Raw genomic sequence first — 18,608 nt, forward strand, 5'->3', positions numbered from 1 at the left:
CGCGTCGCACGCCCCGTCGACGCGCGGGGTCAGGCCGCCTTCGCGCGCCGCGCGCGGGCCCGCCGGTTCGACGCGGCCACCGAATCGCGCGCCGGCATCGGCGCGCCGGCCAGTCCCGCGATCCACGCGTCGGTCGACATCACCGCCGCGAAATTCGACTGGAACACCACCCCGTACGCGCGGTGAATCTCTTCGGCGCTCACCGCGCCCGCTTCGTTCTCGTAGGGCAGCGTGCCCGTCGCGTCGTCCAGGTACTCGACCTTCAGCCCCGCATGCGCCGCGTGATAGACCGTCGACGCATTGCAGTTGTGCGTCATGTAGCCGGCCACCGCGAGCGTGTCGATCCCGTGCGCGTCGAGCCACGCGGCGAGATCGGTGCCGGCGAACGAGCTTGCCTGCGCCTTCTCGATCCGATGCGCGTACGGCCGGCTCGCGACCACCGCGTGCAGCGCGACGCCGTCGCTGCCGGGCGCGAAAATCGGCGCGCCCGCCGGCGCGACGTGCTGCACCACGATCACCGGCACGCCGGCCGTGTGCGCGGCGTCGATCGCACGGCCGATGTTCGCGAGCGACACGTCGAGCGGCGGATATTCGATCGGCAGGTTGCCCGTCACGTATTCGTTCTGCACGTCGATCACGATCAGCGCGCGGCGGTGGGCGGGACGGGAAGCGGAATGCGAGGCGGCATTCGACATGGCGAGCTCCTGGTCGGGAGGCGCTGCCCCGCCCCGGAGCGGGGCGGCCAGCAGTGCGATGCGATGCATTGTCGGGCCGCATGGCGTGCGTCGATAGTGGCCCGATAGCCATTCTTCGATAAAATCGGGCCATCGCCGTTCCGGAGTCCGCCATGCCCGCCGTCGCCTCGTCCCCGTCCGCTCCGACCGTCGTCGCCGTGATCGCGTACGACGGCATCAGCCCGTTCCATCTGTCGGTGCCATCGGTCGTGTTCGGCAAGGAACGCGACGCGGCCGTGTCGCCCGTGTTCGAATTCCGCGTCTGCTCGGCCGAGCGCGGCCCGCTCGCGACCACGGGCGGCTTCACGATCACCGCGCCGTACGGGCTCGACGCGCTCGACGATGCGGACATCGTCATCGTGCCTTCGTGGCGCGACCCGGACGAAACGCCGCCCGACGCGCTGCTCGATGCGGTGCGCGCGGTCGCCGCGCGCGGCGCCGAGCTCGTCGGCCTGTGCCTCGGCGCGTACGTGCTCGCCGCGGCGGGGCTGCTCGACGGCCGCCCGGCCACCACGCACTGGGCGTGGGCCGACGATTTCGCGCAGCGCTTTCCGCGCGTGCGACTCGATCCCGACGTGCTGTACGTAGGCGACGGCAATCTGATGACGTCGGCCGGCACGGCGGCAGGCCTCGACTGCTGCCTGCACGTCGTGCGGCGACGCTTCGGCTCGGACGCCGCGAACCGGATCGCGCGCCGCCTCGTGATCCCGCCGCACCGCCAGGGCGGCCAGGCCCAGTACGTGCCGCAACCGGTCGCCGCGCACCCGCGCGATGCGCGGCTCGCGGGCCTGCTCGATTGGGTGCGCGCCCATCTCGACGCCGCGCATAGCGTCGATTCGCTCGCCGAACGCGTGCTGATGAGTCGGCGCACGTTCACGCGTCACTTCCGCCAGGCGACGGGCACGACCGTCACCGCGTGGCTGCAGGCCGAGCGGCTCGCGCGCGCGCAGCATCTGCTCGAAACCACCGGACAATCGATCGACGCGATCGCGCAGGCGGCCGGCTACGGCTCGAGCGTGTCGCTGCGCCAGCGTTTCGCGGGCGCGCTCGGCACGTCGCCGTCTGCATATCGAAGGGAATTTCGCGGCGCCGGCGCCGGTAACGACGCGGGACGGTGATACGCGCCGTGCGGGCGCGACGCAGGCCGTGACGCGGAACCGGGCGACCGCTCAGCCGCCGTTGAACCAGCGTGCCGCGTAAAGCAGCAGCGCGACGAACACGATCATCGCCGCCCAGGCCCACACGGGCACCGTGCCGGAATCGCGATGCCGGAGCGCGCTCGCCGCCCGCCCGCTCAGCGTACCGCCGAGATGCGGCGGCAGCGAACGCTTCGTCGCGGCCATCAGCGATGCCGGCCGCAGAAAGACATGCTGGCGTCGCTGCGCGGCGGCGCTCGCGCGATTCGGCGCGAGGCCGTGCTTCGCCTGCACGACCGCGCAGAACTCGCGGAAGAACGCGTCGGTCCATTCGCGCAGCGCATTGTCGATCTGCCGCCCCGGCAACTCCGCGAGCGGCCCGCTCGCCGTCGCCCAGACCACGTACTCGATGCGCGTGGCGGTCGCATCGTCATCCGGCATCAGCACGAGCTCGACCTGGCCGCGCAGCGCGCCGAGGCCGTCGGCCCGCGCCTTGAAGTTGAGCACGCGGCGCGGCTGCCCTTCCGCGTCGCCCTGTTCGGCGGCCGCATGCGCGCGCACGTCGTAGCGGGCGCGCAGCGGGCCCAGCGGCACCGTGATCGTCAGCGCGAACTCGCCGTGCGCGAGTTTCACGAACGATTCGCAATGATCGAAGCTCGCACGCAGCAGCGCGAGATCCTCCAGCGCTTCCCGCACGACAGGCGGCGCGAGCGGTACGCGTAACGTGTCGTTCAATTCCATGACGCCTCCCCGATGAACGCGCGCCGCATCAGGACGTCTCGACGAGACTGTCGACCCGTGCGACATCGAAGGCGACGTAGTGCGCGAGCACGGCGGCCGCCTCCTTCGGTTCTTCGTAACTCCATGCGGCGTTCTCGATCACGCCGTCTTCCGTCTGCAAGTCGAAATGCACGGCCTGCCCCCTGAACGGGCAGGCGGTCGTGACGCCCGATTTCACGAGCCGGCGCATGTTGACGTCGCTGCGCGGCAGGTAGTGGATGTCCGGGAGCCCCGCTTCACGCACGGTCAGCGCGCCGTGCGAATCGGCATAGGTGATGCCGCGATGGATCACGCGCACGCGATGACGGTTCGGCACGATTTCGAGTCGGGGGTCGGCTGCATCGGACATCGTTTCTCCTTCGGGCGGCCGCCAGGCCGGGCAGGAAACGAAAAAGCCACGGCACGCATGCCGTGGCTTTCATTATGGGCGAAACTTCGTCCGATTGCGCGTCCCGGGCCCGGGCCGCGCGCGGGCGGCTACTGCGCACTCCACTGGAACGCGGCTTTCGCGCCGCCCTTCGCGCCGACCGTGACGGCGCGCGATTCGTCGCTGCCCTGGTACGACGCATGCACCGTATAGCGCCCCGGCGGCAGCTTCACCAGCATGTACGGCCCGCGCGCGTCGGTCGCCAGCACCTCGGTGCCCTTGCCGTCGACGATCCGGACATGGACGTCGGCCAGGAACTCGCCGCCCTTGCCGGTGAAGCGCAGCGCCAGCGGCCATGACGCCTCGTTACTCTGGAATGCCGTCGACTGGTCCTTGCCGATACCGCCCGACACATAGCTGATATCGCCTTGCTGGCTCGCGGCGGGCAGACCGTCCGACTGCGCGTACGCGCCGGTCGCACCGGCCGCGAGGCCGGCGGTCAGCGCCGCGGCGACGGCAAATCGGGACACGTTGCGTAGATGTTGCATGGCTCTCTCCTTGGGGTCGGAACACATACGGGGCGCAGCGTCACGCGATCGAGCGGCGGCGGCGCCCGCCGCGGCCGGCCGGGCCGGCCGTCGGCCGTGGCCGGTCAGCTCAGGTCGACCGGCACGAAGATCTGTGCATTGTCGCGCTGGATCAACAGAGCAAGACTGTTGCCCGCGCCCTTCACCGCGTCGCGCAACTGCTCGGGGCTCGTGACCGGGCGGCCGTTCACCGCGAGGATCACGTCGCCGGGCTGGATGCCCGCGTTGGCGGCCGGCCCGCCGGCCTGCTGCACGATCAGCCCGTGCGACAGGTTGTCGGCGTTGCGCTCCTGCGGCGACAGCGGCCGCACCGCGACACCCAGACGACCCTGCTCGACCGGCCCGCCGTCGTTCGACGCGAGCTTCGCATCGGCCATCGCGCCGAGCGTCACGCTGATCGACTTCTTCGACTTGTCGCGCCAGATCTGCAACTCGGCCTTCGAACCCGGCTTCAGGTTCGCGATCTGCGCGGGCAGCGACGTCGAATCGGCGACCGGCGAGCCGTTGACCGACAGGATCACGTCGCCCGGCTGCAGGCCGGCCTTCGCGGCCGGACCGTTGGCGTCGACCGAGCTGACGAGCGCACCGTCCGGCTTCGGCAGCCCGAACGAGCTCGCGAGCGTCTGGTTCAGCCCCTGCACGGCCACGCCGAGACGGCCGCGGCTCACGTGGCCCGTCTTCACGAGCTCGTCCTTCACCTTGATCGCCTCGTTGATCGGGATCGCGAACGACAGGCCCTGGAAGCCGCCCGTCTGCGAGTAGATCATCGAGTTGATGCCGATCACCTCGCCCTGCAGGTTGAACAGCGGGCCGCCCGAGTTGCCCGGGTTCACCGGCACGTCGGTCTGGATGAACGGCGTGTAGTTCTCGTCCGGCAGCGCGCGCGACTTCGCGCTGATGATGCCCGACGTGACCGTGTTGTCGAAGCCGTACGGCGAGCCGATCGCGACGACCCACTGGCCGACCTTGCTCTGCGCCGGATCGCCGATCTTCACGGTCGGCAGGCCGCTCGCGTCGATCTTCAGCACGGCGACGTCGGACTGCTTGTCGGAGCCGACGACCTTCGCCTTGTATTCGCGCTTGTCGGTCAGCTTGACCGTGACGACGTTCGCGCCGTCGATCACGTGCGCATTGGTGAGGATGTACCCGTCGGCGCTGACGATGAAGCCCGACCCGAGGCTCGCGCTCGGCTGGTCGTCCGGCTGCGCGTCGCCGCCCATGCCCGGCACCTGGCCGTAGAAGTGCTTGAAGAACTGGTAGAACGGGTCGCTCGGATCGATCGGCAGTTGCGGCTGCGGCGCGCGCCGCGACACCTGCTTCACGACATGCTTCGCGCTGATGTTCACGACCGCCGGGCCGTAGGTCTCGACGAGCCCGGAGAAATCGGGGATGCCGGTCTTGGCGGCGGCTTCGGCCGGCATCATGGCGGCCTGCGCGGGCGTGATGATCTGCGGATCGGCGCGGCGGGTACCGGCGAAATAGCCTGCCGACAGGGCGGCCGCCACGGCGACCGCGACGGTGCCGCGTGCAAGGAATCGGGTGTTCATCGTAGGACCTCCTCGTTGTTAGGACGCAGCGTAACGACCCTGACTTAAAGGAGGCTTAATCAGCCTTAAGCGGGGCTTAAGCGACCTCCGGCGCCGGGCCGGCCCCGCGTCCCTTCAGGCGGATTCGGAAGGCTGCGGCGCCTGGGCCGGCATCTCGGCATCGCGGAACACGACGCTGACGAGCAGGCCGCCCGCGGCCGCATCGCCGAGCGACACCGTCGCGCCCTGCTGCGCGGCCACGCGCTTGACGATCGCGAGCCCGAGCCCGCTGCCCGACACGTCGGTGCGCGCGCGCGCCGTGCTGTCGCGATAGAAGCGGTCGAACACGCGCTCGCGCTCGTCGGCCGGAATGCCCGGCCCGCTGTCGGCGATCTGCACGCACGCGCGGCCGGCCGCGTCGCGCGTCAGCGACACGTCGATGCGGCCGCCGTCCGGCGTGTACTTCACCGCGTTGTCGAGCAGGTTGCCGAACATCACGCGCAGCGCGCCGACGTCCGCGACGACGCTCGCCGCGCGCGTTTCCTCGAAGCCGAGATCGATGTCGTGCCGCTGCGCGAGCGGCGCATGCGCGGCCACGCATTCGGCGAGCAGCGCCTGCAGGTCGACCGGTTCGCGCATCGTCGCACCGTCCGGCTCGGCGCGGGCGAGCGCGAGCAGTTGCTCGGTGAGGCGCGTCGCGCGCGACACGCCGTCCTGGAGATCCGCGATCGCCTCGCGGCGCGATGCATCGTCCTTCGCGCGCGCGACGAGCTGCGCCTGGATCTGCACGGCCGCGAGCGGCGTGCGCAATTCGTGCGCGGCGTCGGCGACGAACGCCTTCTGCGTGTCGAGCGCCGACGACAATCGCGCGAGCAGCCCGTTCAGCGCCCGCACGAGCGGCTGCACCTCGAGCGGCAGCCGGCCGTCGGGCAGCGGATCGAGCGCTTCCGGCCGGCGCGCCTCGACCGCGCGCGTCACGCGGCCGAGCGGCGCGAGCCCGCGCCCGACGATCCCCCACACGGCCGCGCCGAGGAACGGCAGCAGCACGATCAGCGGCCACAGCGTGCGCAGCGCGACGTTCGCCGCGAGCCGGTTGCGCACCGACAGCGGCTGCGCGAGCTGCACGACGTTGTCGCCGACGATCGCGCCGTACACGCGCCATTCGCCGCGATCGGTGCGCTCGGTCGAGAAGCCGAGCTCCGCGCGCGGCGCGATCGGCGCGCGCGGATGCGAGAAGTACATCAGCACGCCGTTGCGGTTCCAGATCTGGATCACGATGCCTTCGTCGCCGTTGGTGCGCGAGCCGAACACCTGCGAAAACGGCTCGGACGGCAGCGCCGCGGCGATTTCCTGCAGCTGGTAGTCGAACAGTTCGTTCGCCTCGGCGAGCGCCTGCCGGTAGATGAGCCAGCCCGCCATGCCCACGCCCGCGACCACGATCGCGAGCAGCCAGATCAGCAATTGATGACGAATCGACCGCACGCGTCAGCTTTCCTTGACGACCATGTAGCCGAGCCCGCGCACGTTGCGGATCAGGTCCGAGCCGAGCTTCTTGCGCAGCGCGTGGATGTAGACCTCGACCGTGTTGCTGCCGATCTCCTCGCCCCAGCCGTACATCTTCTCCTCGAGCTGACTCTTCGACAGCACCGCGCCCGGCCGCGCGAGCAGCGCCTCGAGCAGCGCGAACTCGCGCGCGGACAGCGCGACGGGCGCGCCGTCGAGCGTCACCTGGTGCGCGGCCGGATCGAGCGTCAGCGCACCGTGGCGGATCAGCGACTCGCTGCGCCCGGCCTGGCGGCGGATCAGCGCGCGCATCCGCGCGCCGAGCTCGTCGAGATCGAACGGCTTGACGAGGTAGTCGTCGGCGCCCGCGTCGAGCCCCTTCACGCGATCGGCGACCGCGTCGCGCGCGGTGACGATCAGCACCGGCAGCGCCAGCCCGCGCCCGCGCAGCGTGCGCAGCACGTCGATGCCGTCGCGCTTCGGCAGCCCGAGATCGAGCAGCAGCAGATCGTACGTCTCGCCGCCGAGCGCCGTCAGCGCGGCGTCGCCGTCCTGCACCCAGTCGACCGCAAAGCCGTCCGAGCGCAGCGCCTTGCGCACGCCTTCGGCAATCATTCGATCATCTTCGACAAGCAGAATCCGCATCGGGCCACGCATCCATGGGGCGAGTCAAACACGGCGACCATTGTAGCGCCGCGAATCGCGTGCGCGGCACCCTGCAATGCAACAGTAAGGCGGATTGCAAGGGGCGTGCCGCGACTTGTCTCTACAATGTGCGCTTCGGCGCCCCGCGCGCCCTGCCCGAGCCCCCGCTTTTCCCGTATTCGCCCATGCCGATTTCCGATCTTTCCGCCCGGTTCGCCCCTCGCGCCCGCGTCTGCCTGCGGGCGGCCGCCGTCGTCGCCACCTGCACCGCGCTCGCGTTCGCGCCGCCCGCGCAGGCCCGCAAGAAATCCCACAAGGAAGCGCGCAAGAGCGCCGTCGTGTCGCCGGCCGCGCGCGCGGCCGGCCTGCCGGCATCGGTGCTCGTCGCGCTGCAGCGCGCGAAGGTGCCGGCATCGGCGATGAGCGTCGTGGTCGAGCGCGTCGGCGATCCGCAACCGCTGATCGCGTGGAATGCGAGCCGGCCAATGCTGCCGGCCTCGACGATGAAGCTCGTGACGACCTTCTCGGGCCTGTCGATCCTCGGCCCCGACTACCGCTGGCGCACGACCGCGTACACGGACGGCACGATCGACCCCGACGGCACGCTGCAGGGCAACCTGTACATCAAGGGCACCGGCGATCCGAAGCTCGTGCCCGAAGAGTTGATCGACCTCGTCGACAAGCTGCGCAAGGCCGGCGTCAAGCGCGTGGCCGGCGGCCTCGTGCTCGACAAGAGCTATTTCGCGGCGTCGACGCGCGACCTGCCGTCATTCGACGACGATGCAAGCGCGCCGTACAACGTCGGCCCCGATCCGCTGCTGTACGCATTCAAGGCCGTGTCGTTCACAGTCACGCCGGGCGACGACGGCAAGGTCGCCGTCGACGTGCTGCCGCCGCTCGCGGACCTGTCGATCGACAACCAGCTCGTCGAAGGCTCGGGCTCGTGCAGCGCGGCCGCCGCGGCCGCGCGCCCGACGCTGACCGCCGGCGGCGGGATCATGACCGCGTCGTTCGCCGGCGACTACCCGCTGCGCTGCGGCGCGCACACGACCAACCTCGCGATCCTCGATCACACGACGTTCTTCGCACGCGGCTTCCTCGCGCTGTGGCAGCAGGACGGCGGCACGATCGCGGGGCCCGTGAGCGAAGGCAAGGTGCCGACCACCGCGCGGCCGCTCGCCGTGCATCACAGCCCGGTGCTCGGCAGCATCGTCTACGACATCAACAAGTTCAGCAACAACGTGATGGCGCGCAACCTGTTCCTGACGATCGGCGCGGTCAGCGGCAAGCCGCCCGCGACGCCCGAGCAGTCGAGCCGCGCGATCCAGGCGTTCCTGCAGAAGAACGGCATCGCGATGCCCGATCTCGTGCTCGAGAACGGCTCGGGGCTGTCGCGCGAAGAGCACGTGAGCGCGCTGTCGCTCGCCGCGCTGCTGCAGGCCGCGAACGCGAGCCCCGTCGCGCAGGCGTTCGTCGATTCGCTGCCGATCGCCGGCATCGACGGCACGATGAAGAACCGCCTCACCAACGCCGGCGTGCTCGGCAACGCGCACATCAAGACCGGCACGCTGCGCGACGTGCGCGCGATCGCCGGCTACGTCGCCGGCGCGGACGGCCAGAGCTACGTCGTCGTCAGCTTCATCAACGACGATCGCGCGGAAGGCGCACGCGCCGCGCACGACACGCTGCTCGAGTGGATCTACGCGGGCGCGCACTGACGCTCCGCGCACCGCGCATCGGGCCGTCGTGACAACGCGGCCCGCGCTCCCGCTGCTCCGCGTCGCCCGCGAAATTTCGCGCTGCGCGGTTTGAAACGCCGCCGCCACCCTCGTGCAACGCGCTGTGCGCACGCCATGCCCGCAAAACGGGGCCGCACCGCCCGGCCCCGTGCAGTACGGATTCCGTAGAAACCCTGTCCTCAGAGGGAACCCTCTACGCTGCCCCCTCGCCTAGCGCGTGGCGATTGCGTAGGCTGTTGGCCTGACCGATATCTACAACGGGCCACACGCCCGGCCTCATGGCTTGCAGGGGAACGAAGGAGACACTCGCCCATGCGATTCGACGTCGAATTGCTTCTGCTCGCGCTGGCGCCCGTCTTCCTGCTCTGCATCGCGTGGGAGGCCTGGCACCTCGCCCGCACCCGTGCGCACGACCGCATCTATGCGTGGCGCGACACGCTGTGCAACGCGGCGCTCGCGCTGATGCACCAGGGCGCCGACAAGCTCGCATGGCTGTTCGTGATTCCCGTCTATGCGTACTGCTACCGGCACTATCGTCTTTACACGTGGCACGACGGCTGGCTGTCGTTCGCGGTGCTGTTCGTCGCGCAGGACTTCCTCTACTACGTGTTCCATCGCGCGAGTCATCGCGTGCGCTGGCTGTGGGCCGCGCACGTCGTGCACCACTCGTCCGAGCGGATGAATTTCTCGACCGCGTTCCGCCAGAGCCTGATGTACCCGGTCTCGGGCATGTGGCTGTTCTGGCTGCCGCTCGCGTTCGCCGGCTTTCCGCCGCAACAGGTCGTCGGCATCGTGCTGATCAACCTCGCGTTCCAGTTCTTCGTGCACACGCAGGCGATCGGCAAGCTCGGCTGGCTCGAATACGTGCTGAACACGCCGTCGATCCACCGCGCGCACCATGCGCGCAACGCGCGCTACATCGACCGCAATTACGCAGGCGTCCTGGTGATCTGGGATCGCCTGTTCGGCAGCTATGTCGACGAAACGCCCGACGATCCGCCGCAGTACGGAATCGTCGAGCGGCTCGGCTCGAACAACCCGCTCGTCGCGACGTTCCACGAGTGGGTGGCGATGGCGTCCGACGCGTGGCGCGTCGGCGGATGGCGCAACAAGCTGCGCGCGATTTTCGGCCCGCCCGAATGGGCGAGCGCTTATCATGCGCAGATTGCCGAGGCCGCGAACCAGGATCCGCGCACCGTGCCGCCGGCGGCTGCGCACGACCGATAAACCGTTTCAGCCAACGGCCGCCGCGCAGCCCGGAACCGAGCAGGCACGCGGCAGATGAGAAACACATCAGGGCCATATCTACGAGGAGATAGAACGATGCAGACACAACAACACGCACTTTCCCGCACGCGTGGGCGCATGCTGCGCACCGCGCAGGTCGCGATCGCCGGCGCCGCGCTCGCGCTGCTCGCCGCATGCGGCGGCGGCGACGACAACAACGGCAGCAGCGCGTCGACCACGCCGCCGTCGGGCGTGAAGATGCAAATCGTGTCGTTCGGCGACAGCCTGTCCGACGTCGGCACCTACTCGCAAATCAAGCTCGGCTTCGGCGGCGGCCGCTTCACGACCAACCCGGGCCAGGTGTGGACGCAGAACGTCGCGCAGTACTACGGCGACACGCTGCAGCCCGCCAACCAGGGCGGCTTCGGCATCCCGCTGCAGGCCACCGGCGGCCTCGGCTACGCGCAGGGCGGCTCGCGCGTGACGCTGCAGCCGGGCATCGGCCATGCGGACGCGAGCGTGCCGAACCCCGACTACGCGCAGGCGACCACCACGCCGATCGCCGATCAGGTCAAGCAGTACCTGACGCAGCACGGCAGCTTCAACGCCGGCCAGATCGTGCTGATCAACGGCGGCGCGAACGACATCTTCTACCAGGCCCAGGTCGCGCAGGCGCAAGGCAATACGCCGGCCGCGCAGCTCGCGGCGGCGCAGGCGATCGGCCTGGCCGCGCAGCAGCTCGGCGGAATCGTCCAGCAGATCGTCGCGGCAGGCGCCAAGCACGTGTTCGTCGCGAACGTGCCGGACATCGGCAGCACGCCGCTCGCGCTGCAGGGCGGCACGCAGGCCGCGTTCACGCAACTGTCGGGCCTCTTCAACCAGACGCTGGCCGGCACGCTGGCCGCGCTGAAGGTCGACACCACGAAGGTCGCGGTGGTCGATTCGTTCACGTGGCAGGACGGCATCGCGGCCAACTACCAGGCGAACGGCTTCAGCGTGAAGAACACCGATACGGCCTGCAACCTGAAGGCGATGGTCCAGGCCGCGACGCAGTACGGCGTCGCGAACGCGACCGCGTTCGGCTCGTCGCTGTTCTGCTCGCCGCAGACCTACACGGTCGCGAACGCGGACCAGACCTACATGTTCGCCGACACGGTCCACCCGACCACGCGCCTGCATGCGCTGTTCGCGCAGTACGTCGAACAGCAGATCGCGAAATCCGGCGTCGGCAAGTAAGCCGCCGGCCACGCGCCCAAGCGAAAACGCCTGACCGGTTCGCGCCGGTCAGGCGTTTTTTCATTCTCGAGCGGAAGGCGAAGGCTGCGTCAGTCGCGCGCTTCGAACGCGGCCGCCGCGCGGCCGAGACGATCGTTGACCGCGATCCATTCGACGGTCTCGGGCAGCTTCTCGACGAGGATGCGCGCGACCTGCGCGCGGTCGAGCGCCCTCAGCATCCCGTACAGGTCGCGCGCATAGGCCTGCGGATCTTCCGGCGCCGCGATGAAATGCACGCCGTCGGCCTGCGCCCAGTGCGCTGCCCGCGATGCGCGCGCGACGAGCGCGACGCGCTCGCCGTCGGTTTGCGCGGCCGCGAGCAGCGGCTCGAGCGCGTCGAACGGCAGCAGCGCGAGCGGCGTGCGCGGCGCGTAATGCGCTTTCAGCGTGCCCGACGCGCGCGGCGCCGTCGCATCGCTGCCGTCCGGCAGCCTCGGTGCGCGGCCGAGCACGTCGGCGATCTGTTGCGGCGTCACGTGGCCCGGGCGCAGCAGCGCCGGGAAGCCGCGCGACAGGTCGAGAATCGTCGACTCGATGCCGACTTCGGACGCGCCGCCGTCGAGCACGTGCACGGTATCGCCGAACTCGTCGCGCACGTGCTGCGCGGTCGTCGGACTCACGTGGCCGAACCGGTTCGCGGACGGCGCGGCCACGCCGCCATGGCCGCCGCGCCGCGCGCTGAACGCGGCCAGCAGCGCCTGCGCGACCGGATGCGACGGACAGCGCAGCCCGACCGAATCCTGCCCGCCGCTCACGGCATCGGGAATGCGCGCATGGCGCTTCAGGATCAGCGTGAGCGGGCCCGGCCAGAATGCATCGATCAACGCGTGCGCGTCGGCCGGCAGGTCGTCGGCCCAATAGCCCGGGTCGCCGCCGGGCGGCAGATGCACGATCACCGGATGGTTCGCGGGCCGCCCCTTCGCCGCATAGATGCGCGCGACGGCCTCGGGGTTCGCCGCGTCGCCGCCGAGCCCGTAGACGGTCTCGGTCGGAAACGCGACGAGCTGGCCCGCGTCGAGCAGCGCCGCGGCCGCGTCGATCTGCGCGGGCGTCACGTGCTTCGGGAGATCGATGGACATCGGCCCGCGCCTCAGTCGAGCGGCACGCGCAGCAGGTGCGCGCACGCGGTGGCGGCGGCGACGGCTTCGTCGCGCGTCTCGGCCGTGAAGTTCACGTGGCCCATCTTGCGGCCGACGCGCGCTTCTTCCTTGCCGTACAGATGCAGGTGCGCGGCCGGCATCGCGGCGACCGTGTCCCACGGCGGCGTGACGGCGTCGGCCGCCGCACCATTGGGAAACCACACGTCGCCGAGGATGTTCAGCATCGCGGCTGGCGAATGCTGGCGCGGATTGCCGAGCGGCATGCGCGTCATCGCGCGCACCTGCTGCTCGAACTGGCTCGTTGCGCACGCATCGACCGTGTAGTGGCCGGAGTTGTGCGGGCGCGGCGCCATTTCGTTCGCGACGAACGAGCCGTCCTCCAGCACGAAGAATTCGACGCACAGCACGCCGACGTAGCCGAGCGTATCGGCGATCCGCACGGCCGCCTGCTGCGCCTCTTCGACGCGCGCGGCGTCGGCCGCCGGCGCCGGCACGACCGTCAGCGCGAGAATGCCGTTGTGATGCACGTTCTGCGCGAGCGGGAACGCGGCCGAGCGGCCGTCGGCGCCGCGCGCGATCAGCGCCGACACTTCGTATTTCAGCGGCAGGCGCTTCTCCAGCACGCACGGCACGCCGCCGAGCGCGGCATGCGCGTTGCGCGCTTCCTGCGCGGTGGCGACACGCACCTGGCCCTTGCCGTCGTAGCCGAGGCGGGCCGTCTTCAGGATGCCCGGCAGCACCGCGTCGAGCGCCGCATCGTCGAGCGCGACGAGCGCCGCCGCCGATTCGATCACGACGTGCGGCGCGACCGGCACGCCCGACGCCTCGATGAATCGCTTCTCCGCGATCCGGTCCTGCGCGACCGCGACGCAGCGGCCGGCCGGTGCGACGAACGTCGTGCGCGCGAGGAAATCGAGGCTCGCGGCCGGCACGTTCTCGAACTCCGTCGATACGGCGTCGCACAGGTCCGCCAGTTCGGCGAGCGCGGCTTCGTCGTCGTACGCCGCGCGCAGGTGGCGATCGGCGACCGCGCCGGCGGGGCTCGTCGGATCGGGATCGAGCACGGCGACGCGATAGCCCATCGACTGGGCGGCAAAGCAGAACATGCGGCCGAGCTGGCCGCCGCCGACCATGCCCAGCCACGCGCCGGGCAGGATCGGGGAAACGGAATCAGGAGTTGCGGTCATGTCAGTGGTCGGTCGCGGCGGAACGCGGAAAGGCCCGCCGCAGTAGGAAAATCCGGCGCCGGCCGCATCGTGCGGCCGCGCGCCATGCCGTCATTCCAGCGGCGGCAGCACCATCGCGTGCGCGGCTTCGTTCTGGCGCACGCGGAACGCGGCGAGCCGGTTCGCGTAGTCGACCGAGTTCCCGGACAGGATCGACACCGCGAACAGCGCGGCATTCGCGGCGCCGGCCTCGCCGATCGCGAACGTCGCGACCGGCACGCCCTTCGGCATCTGCACGATCGAGTGCAGCGAATCGACGCCCTTCAGGTACTTGCTCGCGACCGGCACGCCGAGCACGGGCACCGTGGTTTTCGCGGCGAGCATGCCGGGCAGGTGTGCGGCGCCGCCGGCGCCCGCGATGATCGCGCGGAGCCCGCGCTCGCGCGCCTTCTCCGCATAGTCGAACATCTCGTCGGGCATCCGGTGCGCGGACACGACCTTCGCTTCGTACGGCACGCCGAATTCCTGCAGGATGGCGACCGCGTGCTTCATCACGTCCCAGTCGGAACTCGAACCCATCAGCACGCCGATCAGCGGCGCGCTGTGCGTGTGGGCGGTCTGGACTTCACTCATTCTCTTATCTTCCTCGATCAGGCAAGCGACTGGCCCGTGATGCGCTCGAGCGCTTCCTGGTACTTCGCGGCCGTCTTCTCGACGACGTCGGCCGGCAGCGCCGGCGCCGGCGCCGTCTTGCCCCACGGCTGCGCCTCGAGCCAGTCGCGCACGAACTGCTTGTCGAACGACGGCGGGTTCGTGCCGACTTCGTACTGGTCGGCCGGCCAGAAGCGCGACGAATCGGCGGTCAGCACTTCGTCCATCAGATACAGCTTGCCGTGGTTGTCGAGGCCGAATTCGAACTTCGTGTCGGCGATGATGATGCCGCGCGTCGCCGCGTAGTCGGCCGCTTCCTTGTACAGGCGGATCGAGATGTCGCGGATCGTCGCGGCCAGCTCGGTGCCGATGCGGCGCTCGGTTTCCTCGAACGTGATGTTCTCGTCGTGCTCGCCCATCTCGGCCTTCGCGGCCGGCGTGAAGATCGGCTCGGGCAGCTTCTGCGCGTTCTGCAGGCCTTCCGGCAGCTGCACGCCGCACACGGCGCCCGACGCCTGGTATTCCTTCCAGCCGCTGCCGGCCAGGTAGCCGCGCACGACCGCTTCGATCATGATCGGCTCGAGGCGCTTGACGACCACGCCGCGGCCCTTCACCTGCTCGACCTCGTCGGCCGCGACGACCGCTTCCGGCGCGTCGCCCGTCAGGTGGTTCGGCACGATGTGCGCGAGCTTGTCGAACCAGAAGTTCGCCATCTGGTTCAGCACGCGGCCCTTGTTCGGAATCGGCTCGCCCATCACCACGTCGAAGGCCGACAGGCGATCGGTCGTGACGATCAGGAGCTTGTCGTTGCCGACCGCGTAGTTATCGCGAACCTTGCCGCGACCGAGAAGCGGCAGCGAGCGGAGCGTGGATTCGTAAAGGGTAGACATCGTCTTTTCGCAGATAAGGAGCCAAACAAAAAGGGAAACGCCGTTCCCCGCGGCAGGCGGGAACGGCGGTCTTGCAATACGTCGGCGAACCGGCGGGCGCAGCGCCCGGGCGGCTGCCGGCCGGCCCTTGTTCGGCCGGACGGAACGGCTGCCGGGGCCGGATCAAATCCGGCCGAACGGGCAGCCAGCCCATGCCCGGCGGCAGAACCGGGCGGGGCAATCGTACTACAGTCTCAGCGCACGACCTGTGCGAGCGCGCCCGACTTGTACTGCTCGGCGATCTTGTCGAGCGACACCGGCTTGATCTTGCCGGCCTGGCCTTCGCAGCCGAACGCGAGGTAACGGTCGACGCACACCTGCTTCGCGGCTTCGCGCGCGGGCTTCAGGTAGTCGCGCGGATCGAACTTGCCCGGGTTCTCGAACAGGTAGCGGCGGATCGCGCCGGTGATCGCGAGACGCAGGTCGGTGTCGATGTTGATCTTGCGCACGCCGTGCTTGATGCCTTCCTGGATTTCCTCGACCGGCACGCCGTAGGTTTCCTTCATGTCGCCGCCGAATTCGCGGATCTCGGCCAGCAGTTCCTGCGGCACCGACGACGAACCGTGCATCACCAGGTGCGTGTTCGGAATGCGTGCGTGGATTTCCTTGATGCGCTGGATCGACAGGATGTCGCCCGTCGGCTTCTTCGAAAACTTGTACGCGCCGTGCGACGTGCCGATCGCGATCGCGAGCGCGTCGCACTGCGTGAGCTTCACGAAGTCGGCGGCCTGCTCCGGATCGGTCAGCAGTTGCTCGCGGGTCATCGTGCCTTCCGCGCCGTGACCGTCTTCCTTGTCGCCCTTCATCGTCTCGAGCGAGCCGAGCACGCCGAGTTCGGCTTCGACCGTCACGCCGATCGAGTGCGCCATCTCGACGACCTTGCGCGACACGTCGACGTTGTACTCGTACGACGCGACCGTCTTGCCGTCGGCTTCGAGCGAACCGTCCATCATCACGCTCGTGAAGCCGCTGCGGATCGCGGCCGTGCAGACCGCCGGCGACTGGCCGTGATCCTGGTGCATCACGACCGGGATGTGCGGATACGATTCGACCGCTGCTTCGATCAGGTGGCGCAGGAACGGCTCGCCCGCGTACTTACGCGCGCCGGCCGATGCCTGCATGATCACGGGCGCGCCGACCTGATCCGCCGCCGCCATGATCGCCTGGACCTGCTCCAGGTTGTTCACGTTGAAGGCCGGCAGGCCGTAACCGTGCTCTGCCGCGTGGTCCAGCAATTGACGCATTGATACGAGAGGCATTGTGGAACTCCTTGGAATGAAAACCGGTGCGCCCTGACGCCGGCGCGGCGCTCACTCCCCTCTGAACCGGGACGGCGCGGCGCGGCTGAGCGTCGAATAGCCGCATTTTATCGCGAAGCGCCTCCGATTCCGACCGCCCGGTGGCGCCCGCTCGCAATTTGTTACGTTCGCACGGCACAATCGGGCCAAAAAGGAGAAAAAAAGCCGCGCGGGGCTTCGGACCCCGCGCGGCCTGCGCGCAAAAAAACGGTGCCGGATCAATTGCAGCCGATCCGGGCCGCCGGTCTGCCGGCCGGCGCGATGCGGTTCAGCCGGCGCTCAATAGTGCTCGCCGACCCGCACGATCTTCAGCGTGTTGGTGCCGCCCGCCTGCCCCATCGGCTCGCCGACGGTCAGCACGACCATGTCGCCGTGCTGCACGTAGCCCTGCTTGACGACGATCTCGAGCGCGGCCTGCAGCGCCGAATCGCGGTCGCTGTTGAAGTCGACGTGCAGCGGCGTCACGTTGCGGTACAGCGCCATCGTGCGCTCGCTGCCGACGCGCGGCGTCAGCGCGAAGATCGGCACGTGCGTGTAGTGACGCGACATCCACAGCGCGGTCGCGCCCGATTCGGTCAGCGCGATGATCGCCTTCGCGCCCAGGTGGTACGCGGTGAACAGCGCGCCCATCGCGATCGACTGGTCGATCCGCGTGAACGTGCGGTCGAGGAAGTCCTTGTCCAGCTCGACTTCTTCCGACTTTTCCGCCTCGACGCACACGGCCGCCATCGTCTCGATCGTGACGACCGGATACTTGCCGGCAGCCGTCTCGGCCGACAGCATCACCGCGTCGGTGCCGTCGAGCACCGCGTTCGCGACGTCCGACACTTCCGCGCGGGTCGGCACCGGCGCGTAGATCATCGATTCCATCATCTGCGTCGCGGTGATCACGAGCTTGTTCGACTCGCGCGCCATCCGGATCATCCGCTTCTGCAGCGCCGGCACGGCCGCGTTGCCCACTTCGACCGCGAGGTCGCCGCGCGCGACCATGATGCCGTCGGACGCGTCGAGGATGCTCTGCAGCGCCGGAATCGCCTCCGCGCGTTCGATCTTCGCGATCATCTTCGGCTTGATGCCGTACGGCGCGCCCGCGATGTTCGCGAGCTGGCGCGCCATTTCCATGTCGGTCGCGTTCTTCGGGAACGACACCGCGACGAGGTCCGCGCCGAGCGACATCGCGGTGCGGATGTCCTCCATGTCCTTCGCGGTCAGCGCCGGCGCCGACAGGCCGCCGCCCTGGCGGTTGATCCCCTTGTTGTTCGACAGCTCGCCGCCCACCTTGACGATCGTGTGGATCTCGTCGCCGAGCACGCGCTCGACGGTCAGCACGATCAGGCCGTCGTTCAGCAGCAGCAGGTCGCCCGGCTTCAGATCGCGCGGCAGCTCCTTGTAGTCGAGGCCGACGCGCTCGTCGTTGCCGAGTTCGCAGCCCGCATCGAGGATGAACGGCTGCCCCGGCACGAGCGTGGTCTTGCCGTTCTCGAACTTGCCGACGCGGATCTTCGGGCCCTGGAGGTCGGCCATGATCGCGATCTCGCGGCCAACCTTGCGGGCGGCCTCGCGCACCATTTCGGCGCGCTGGCGGTGATCGTCGGCCGTGCCGTGCGAAAAATTGAGCCGCACGACGTCGAGGCCCGCCTGCATCATCTGCAGCAGAATCTCCGGCGAACTGGATGCCGGGCCGATCGTGGCGACTATCTTGGTGGCGCGCTGCATGAAACTCCTCATCTGGATCAAGGTGGATGCGCTGGGTGAAACGCTGCGAGAGCCGGAACCGGCAGGCCCAGCGGCCGCCGTTCCGGGGGGCGTGCCGGTGCTGGCGCCCGGCATCGCTTTGTTCTGAATCTCGTGGTGCTGCACGGCCGCGTCGCCGGCGGCCGCCGGTGCGCGCGGGGCGGTGTTCGCCCGCGCGGGCGCGCGTGTGCGCTTGCCCGCGCCGGCCGGC

18 protein-coding genes are annotated in these 18,608 nt (G+C 69.6%); 5 read left to right on the forward strand and 13 right to left on the reverse strand.

Annotated elements, in window-relative coordinates:
- Positions 1 to 29: 29 nt before the first annotated feature.
- Complete coding sequence (locus KR541_RS13615) at positions 30 to 695, reverse strand: cysteine hydrolase family protein (protein WP_089488932.1); 666 nt, start codon at positions 693 to 695, stop codon at positions 30 to 32.
- A gap of 152 nt (positions 696 to 847) precedes the next feature.
- Here KR541_RS13615 and KR541_RS13620 point away from each other — a divergent pair, with 152 nt between their 5' ends.
- Positions 848 to 1,852, forward strand: coding sequence for a helix-turn-helix domain-containing protein (locus KR541_RS13620; RefSeq protein WP_209928301.1), 1,005 nt, complete (start codon positions 848 to 850; stop codon positions 1,850 to 1,852).
- Positions 1,853 to 1,903: 51 nt separating this feature from the next.
- Here KR541_RS13620 and KR541_RS13625 read toward each other — a convergent pair whose 3' ends face one another.
- The 6 genes from KR541_RS13625 to KR541_RS13650 all read right to left on the reverse strand — a co-directional run bounded on the left by KR541_RS13625 (position 1,904) and on the right by KR541_RS13650 (position 7,278).
- On the reverse strand, positions 1,904 to 2,611 hold the full coding sequence (locus KR541_RS13625) for an SRPBCC family protein (RefSeq protein WP_050014527.1): 708 nt from the start codon (positions 2,609 to 2,611) through the stop codon (positions 1,904 to 1,906).
- A 28-nt stretch (positions 2,612 to 2,639) separates the two neighbouring features.
- On the reverse strand, positions 2,640 to 2,999 hold the full coding sequence (locus KR541_RS13630) for a DUF427 domain-containing protein (protein WP_050014528.1): 360 nt from the start codon (positions 2,997 to 2,999) through the stop codon (positions 2,640 to 2,642).
- A 128-nt stretch (positions 3,000 to 3,127) separates the two neighbouring features.
- Entirely contained in the window at positions 3,128 to 3,565 is a 438-nt protein-coding gene (locus tag KR541_RS13635; protein WP_089488778.1) for a carboxypeptidase-like regulatory domain-containing protein, read from the reverse strand.
- A 104-nt stretch (positions 3,566 to 3,669) separates the two neighbouring features.
- Complete coding sequence (locus tag KR541_RS13640) at positions 3,670 to 5,151, reverse strand: DegQ family serine endoprotease (protein ID WP_089488779.1); 1,482 nt, start codon at positions 5,149 to 5,151, stop codon at positions 3,670 to 3,672.
- 114 nt (positions 5,152 to 5,265) lie between these two features.
- Positions 5,266 to 6,612 carry an ATP-binding protein gene (locus KR541_RS13645; RefSeq protein WP_050014534.1) on the reverse strand — a complete coding sequence of 449 codons (1,347 nt, stop codon included), beginning with the start codon at positions 6,610 to 6,612 and terminating at the stop codon, positions 5,266 to 5,268.
- A gap of 3 nt (positions 6,613 to 6,615) precedes the next feature.
- Positions 6,616 to 7,278: a response regulator gene (locus KR541_RS13650; protein WP_050014536.1), complete on the reverse strand. Its 663-nt coding sequence runs from the start codon at positions 7,276 to 7,278 to the stop codon at positions 6,616 to 6,618.
- A gap of 185 nt (positions 7,279 to 7,463) precedes the next feature.
- Here KR541_RS13650 and dacB point away from each other — a divergent pair, with 185 nt between their 5' ends.
- From dacB to KR541_RS13665, 3 genes are all read left to right on the forward strand, one after another.
- On the forward strand, positions 7,464 to 8,996 hold the full coding sequence (gene dacB, locus KR541_RS13655) for a D-alanyl-D-alanine carboxypeptidase/D-alanyl-D-alanine endopeptidase (RefSeq protein WP_050014537.1): 1,533 nt from the start codon (positions 7,464 to 7,466) through the stop codon (positions 8,994 to 8,996).
- 333 nt (positions 8,997 to 9,329) lie between these two features.
- Positions 9,330 to 10,244, forward strand: a complete 915-nt coding sequence (locus KR541_RS13660; RefSeq protein WP_050014538.1) for a sterol desaturase family protein — start codon at positions 9,330 to 9,332, stop codon at positions 10,242 to 10,244.
- Positions 10,245 to 10,340: 96 nt separating this feature from the next.
- Entirely contained in the window at positions 10,341 to 11,480 is a 1,140-nt protein-coding gene (locus tag KR541_RS13665) for an SGNH/GDSL hydrolase family protein (protein WP_216089587.1), read from the forward strand.
- Positions 11,481 to 11,569: 89 nt separating this feature from the next.
- Here KR541_RS13665 and KR541_RS13670 read toward each other — a convergent pair whose 3' ends face one another.
- The 6 genes from KR541_RS13670 to pyk form a co-directional block, all read right to left on the reverse strand.
- Positions 11,570 to 12,598 (reverse strand): L-threonylcarbamoyladenylate synthase, encoded by a 1,029-nt coding sequence (locus KR541_RS13670; protein ID WP_050014541.1) that lies wholly within the window; start codon positions 12,596 to 12,598, stop codon positions 11,570 to 11,572.
- Positions 12,599 to 12,609: 11 nt separating this feature from the next.
- Positions 12,610 to 13,806 carry a 5-(carboxyamino)imidazole ribonucleotide synthase gene (locus tag KR541_RS13675; protein ID WP_050014543.1) on the reverse strand — a complete coding sequence of 399 codons (1,197 nt, stop codon included), beginning with the start codon at positions 13,804 to 13,806 and terminating at the stop codon, positions 12,610 to 12,612.
- A gap of 90 nt (positions 13,807 to 13,896) precedes the next feature.
- A complete protein-coding gene (gene purE, locus KR541_RS13680; protein ID WP_050014544.1) occupies positions 13,897 to 14,418 on the reverse strand; it encodes a 5-(carboxyamino)imidazole ribonucleotide mutase in 522 nt (173 codons plus the stop codon).
- Between the two features lie 17 nt (positions 14,419 to 14,435).
- The gene (locus KR541_RS13685; RefSeq protein WP_027785305.1) at positions 14,436 to 15,326 is read right to left on the reverse strand and encodes a phosphoribosylaminoimidazolesuccinocarboxamide synthase; all 891 of its coding nucleotides are present in this window, start codon (positions 15,324 to 15,326) and stop codon (positions 14,436 to 14,438) included.
- A gap of 233 nt (positions 15,327 to 15,559) precedes the next feature.
- Positions 15,560 to 16,624 (reverse strand): class II fructose-bisphosphate aldolase, encoded by a 1,065-nt coding sequence (gene fba, locus KR541_RS13690; RefSeq protein WP_050014549.1) that lies wholly within the window; start codon positions 16,622 to 16,624, stop codon positions 15,560 to 15,562.
- Between the two features lie 318 nt (positions 16,625 to 16,942).
- Positions 16,943 to 18,379, reverse strand: a complete 1,437-nt coding sequence (gene pyk, locus KR541_RS13695; RefSeq protein WP_050014704.1) for a pyruvate kinase — start codon at positions 18,377 to 18,379, stop codon at positions 16,943 to 16,945.
- On the opposite strand from pyk, the gene KR541_RS36930 reads away from it, so the two are divergent.
- On the forward strand, positions 18,378 to 18,506 hold the full coding sequence (locus KR541_RS36930; RefSeq protein ID WP_256975618.1) for a hypothetical protein: 129 nt from the start codon (positions 18,378 to 18,380) through the stop codon (positions 18,504 to 18,506). The genes pyk and KR541_RS36930 overlap by 2 nt on opposite strands.
- Positions 18,507 to 18,608 lie beyond the last annotated feature (102 nt).

Origin of the sequence: Burkholderia sola (assembly GCF_905400185.1) — a bacterium.
GTDB classification, from domain to species: Bacteria; Pseudomonadota; Gammaproteobacteria; order Burkholderiales; family Burkholderiaceae; genus Burkholderia; species Burkholderia sola.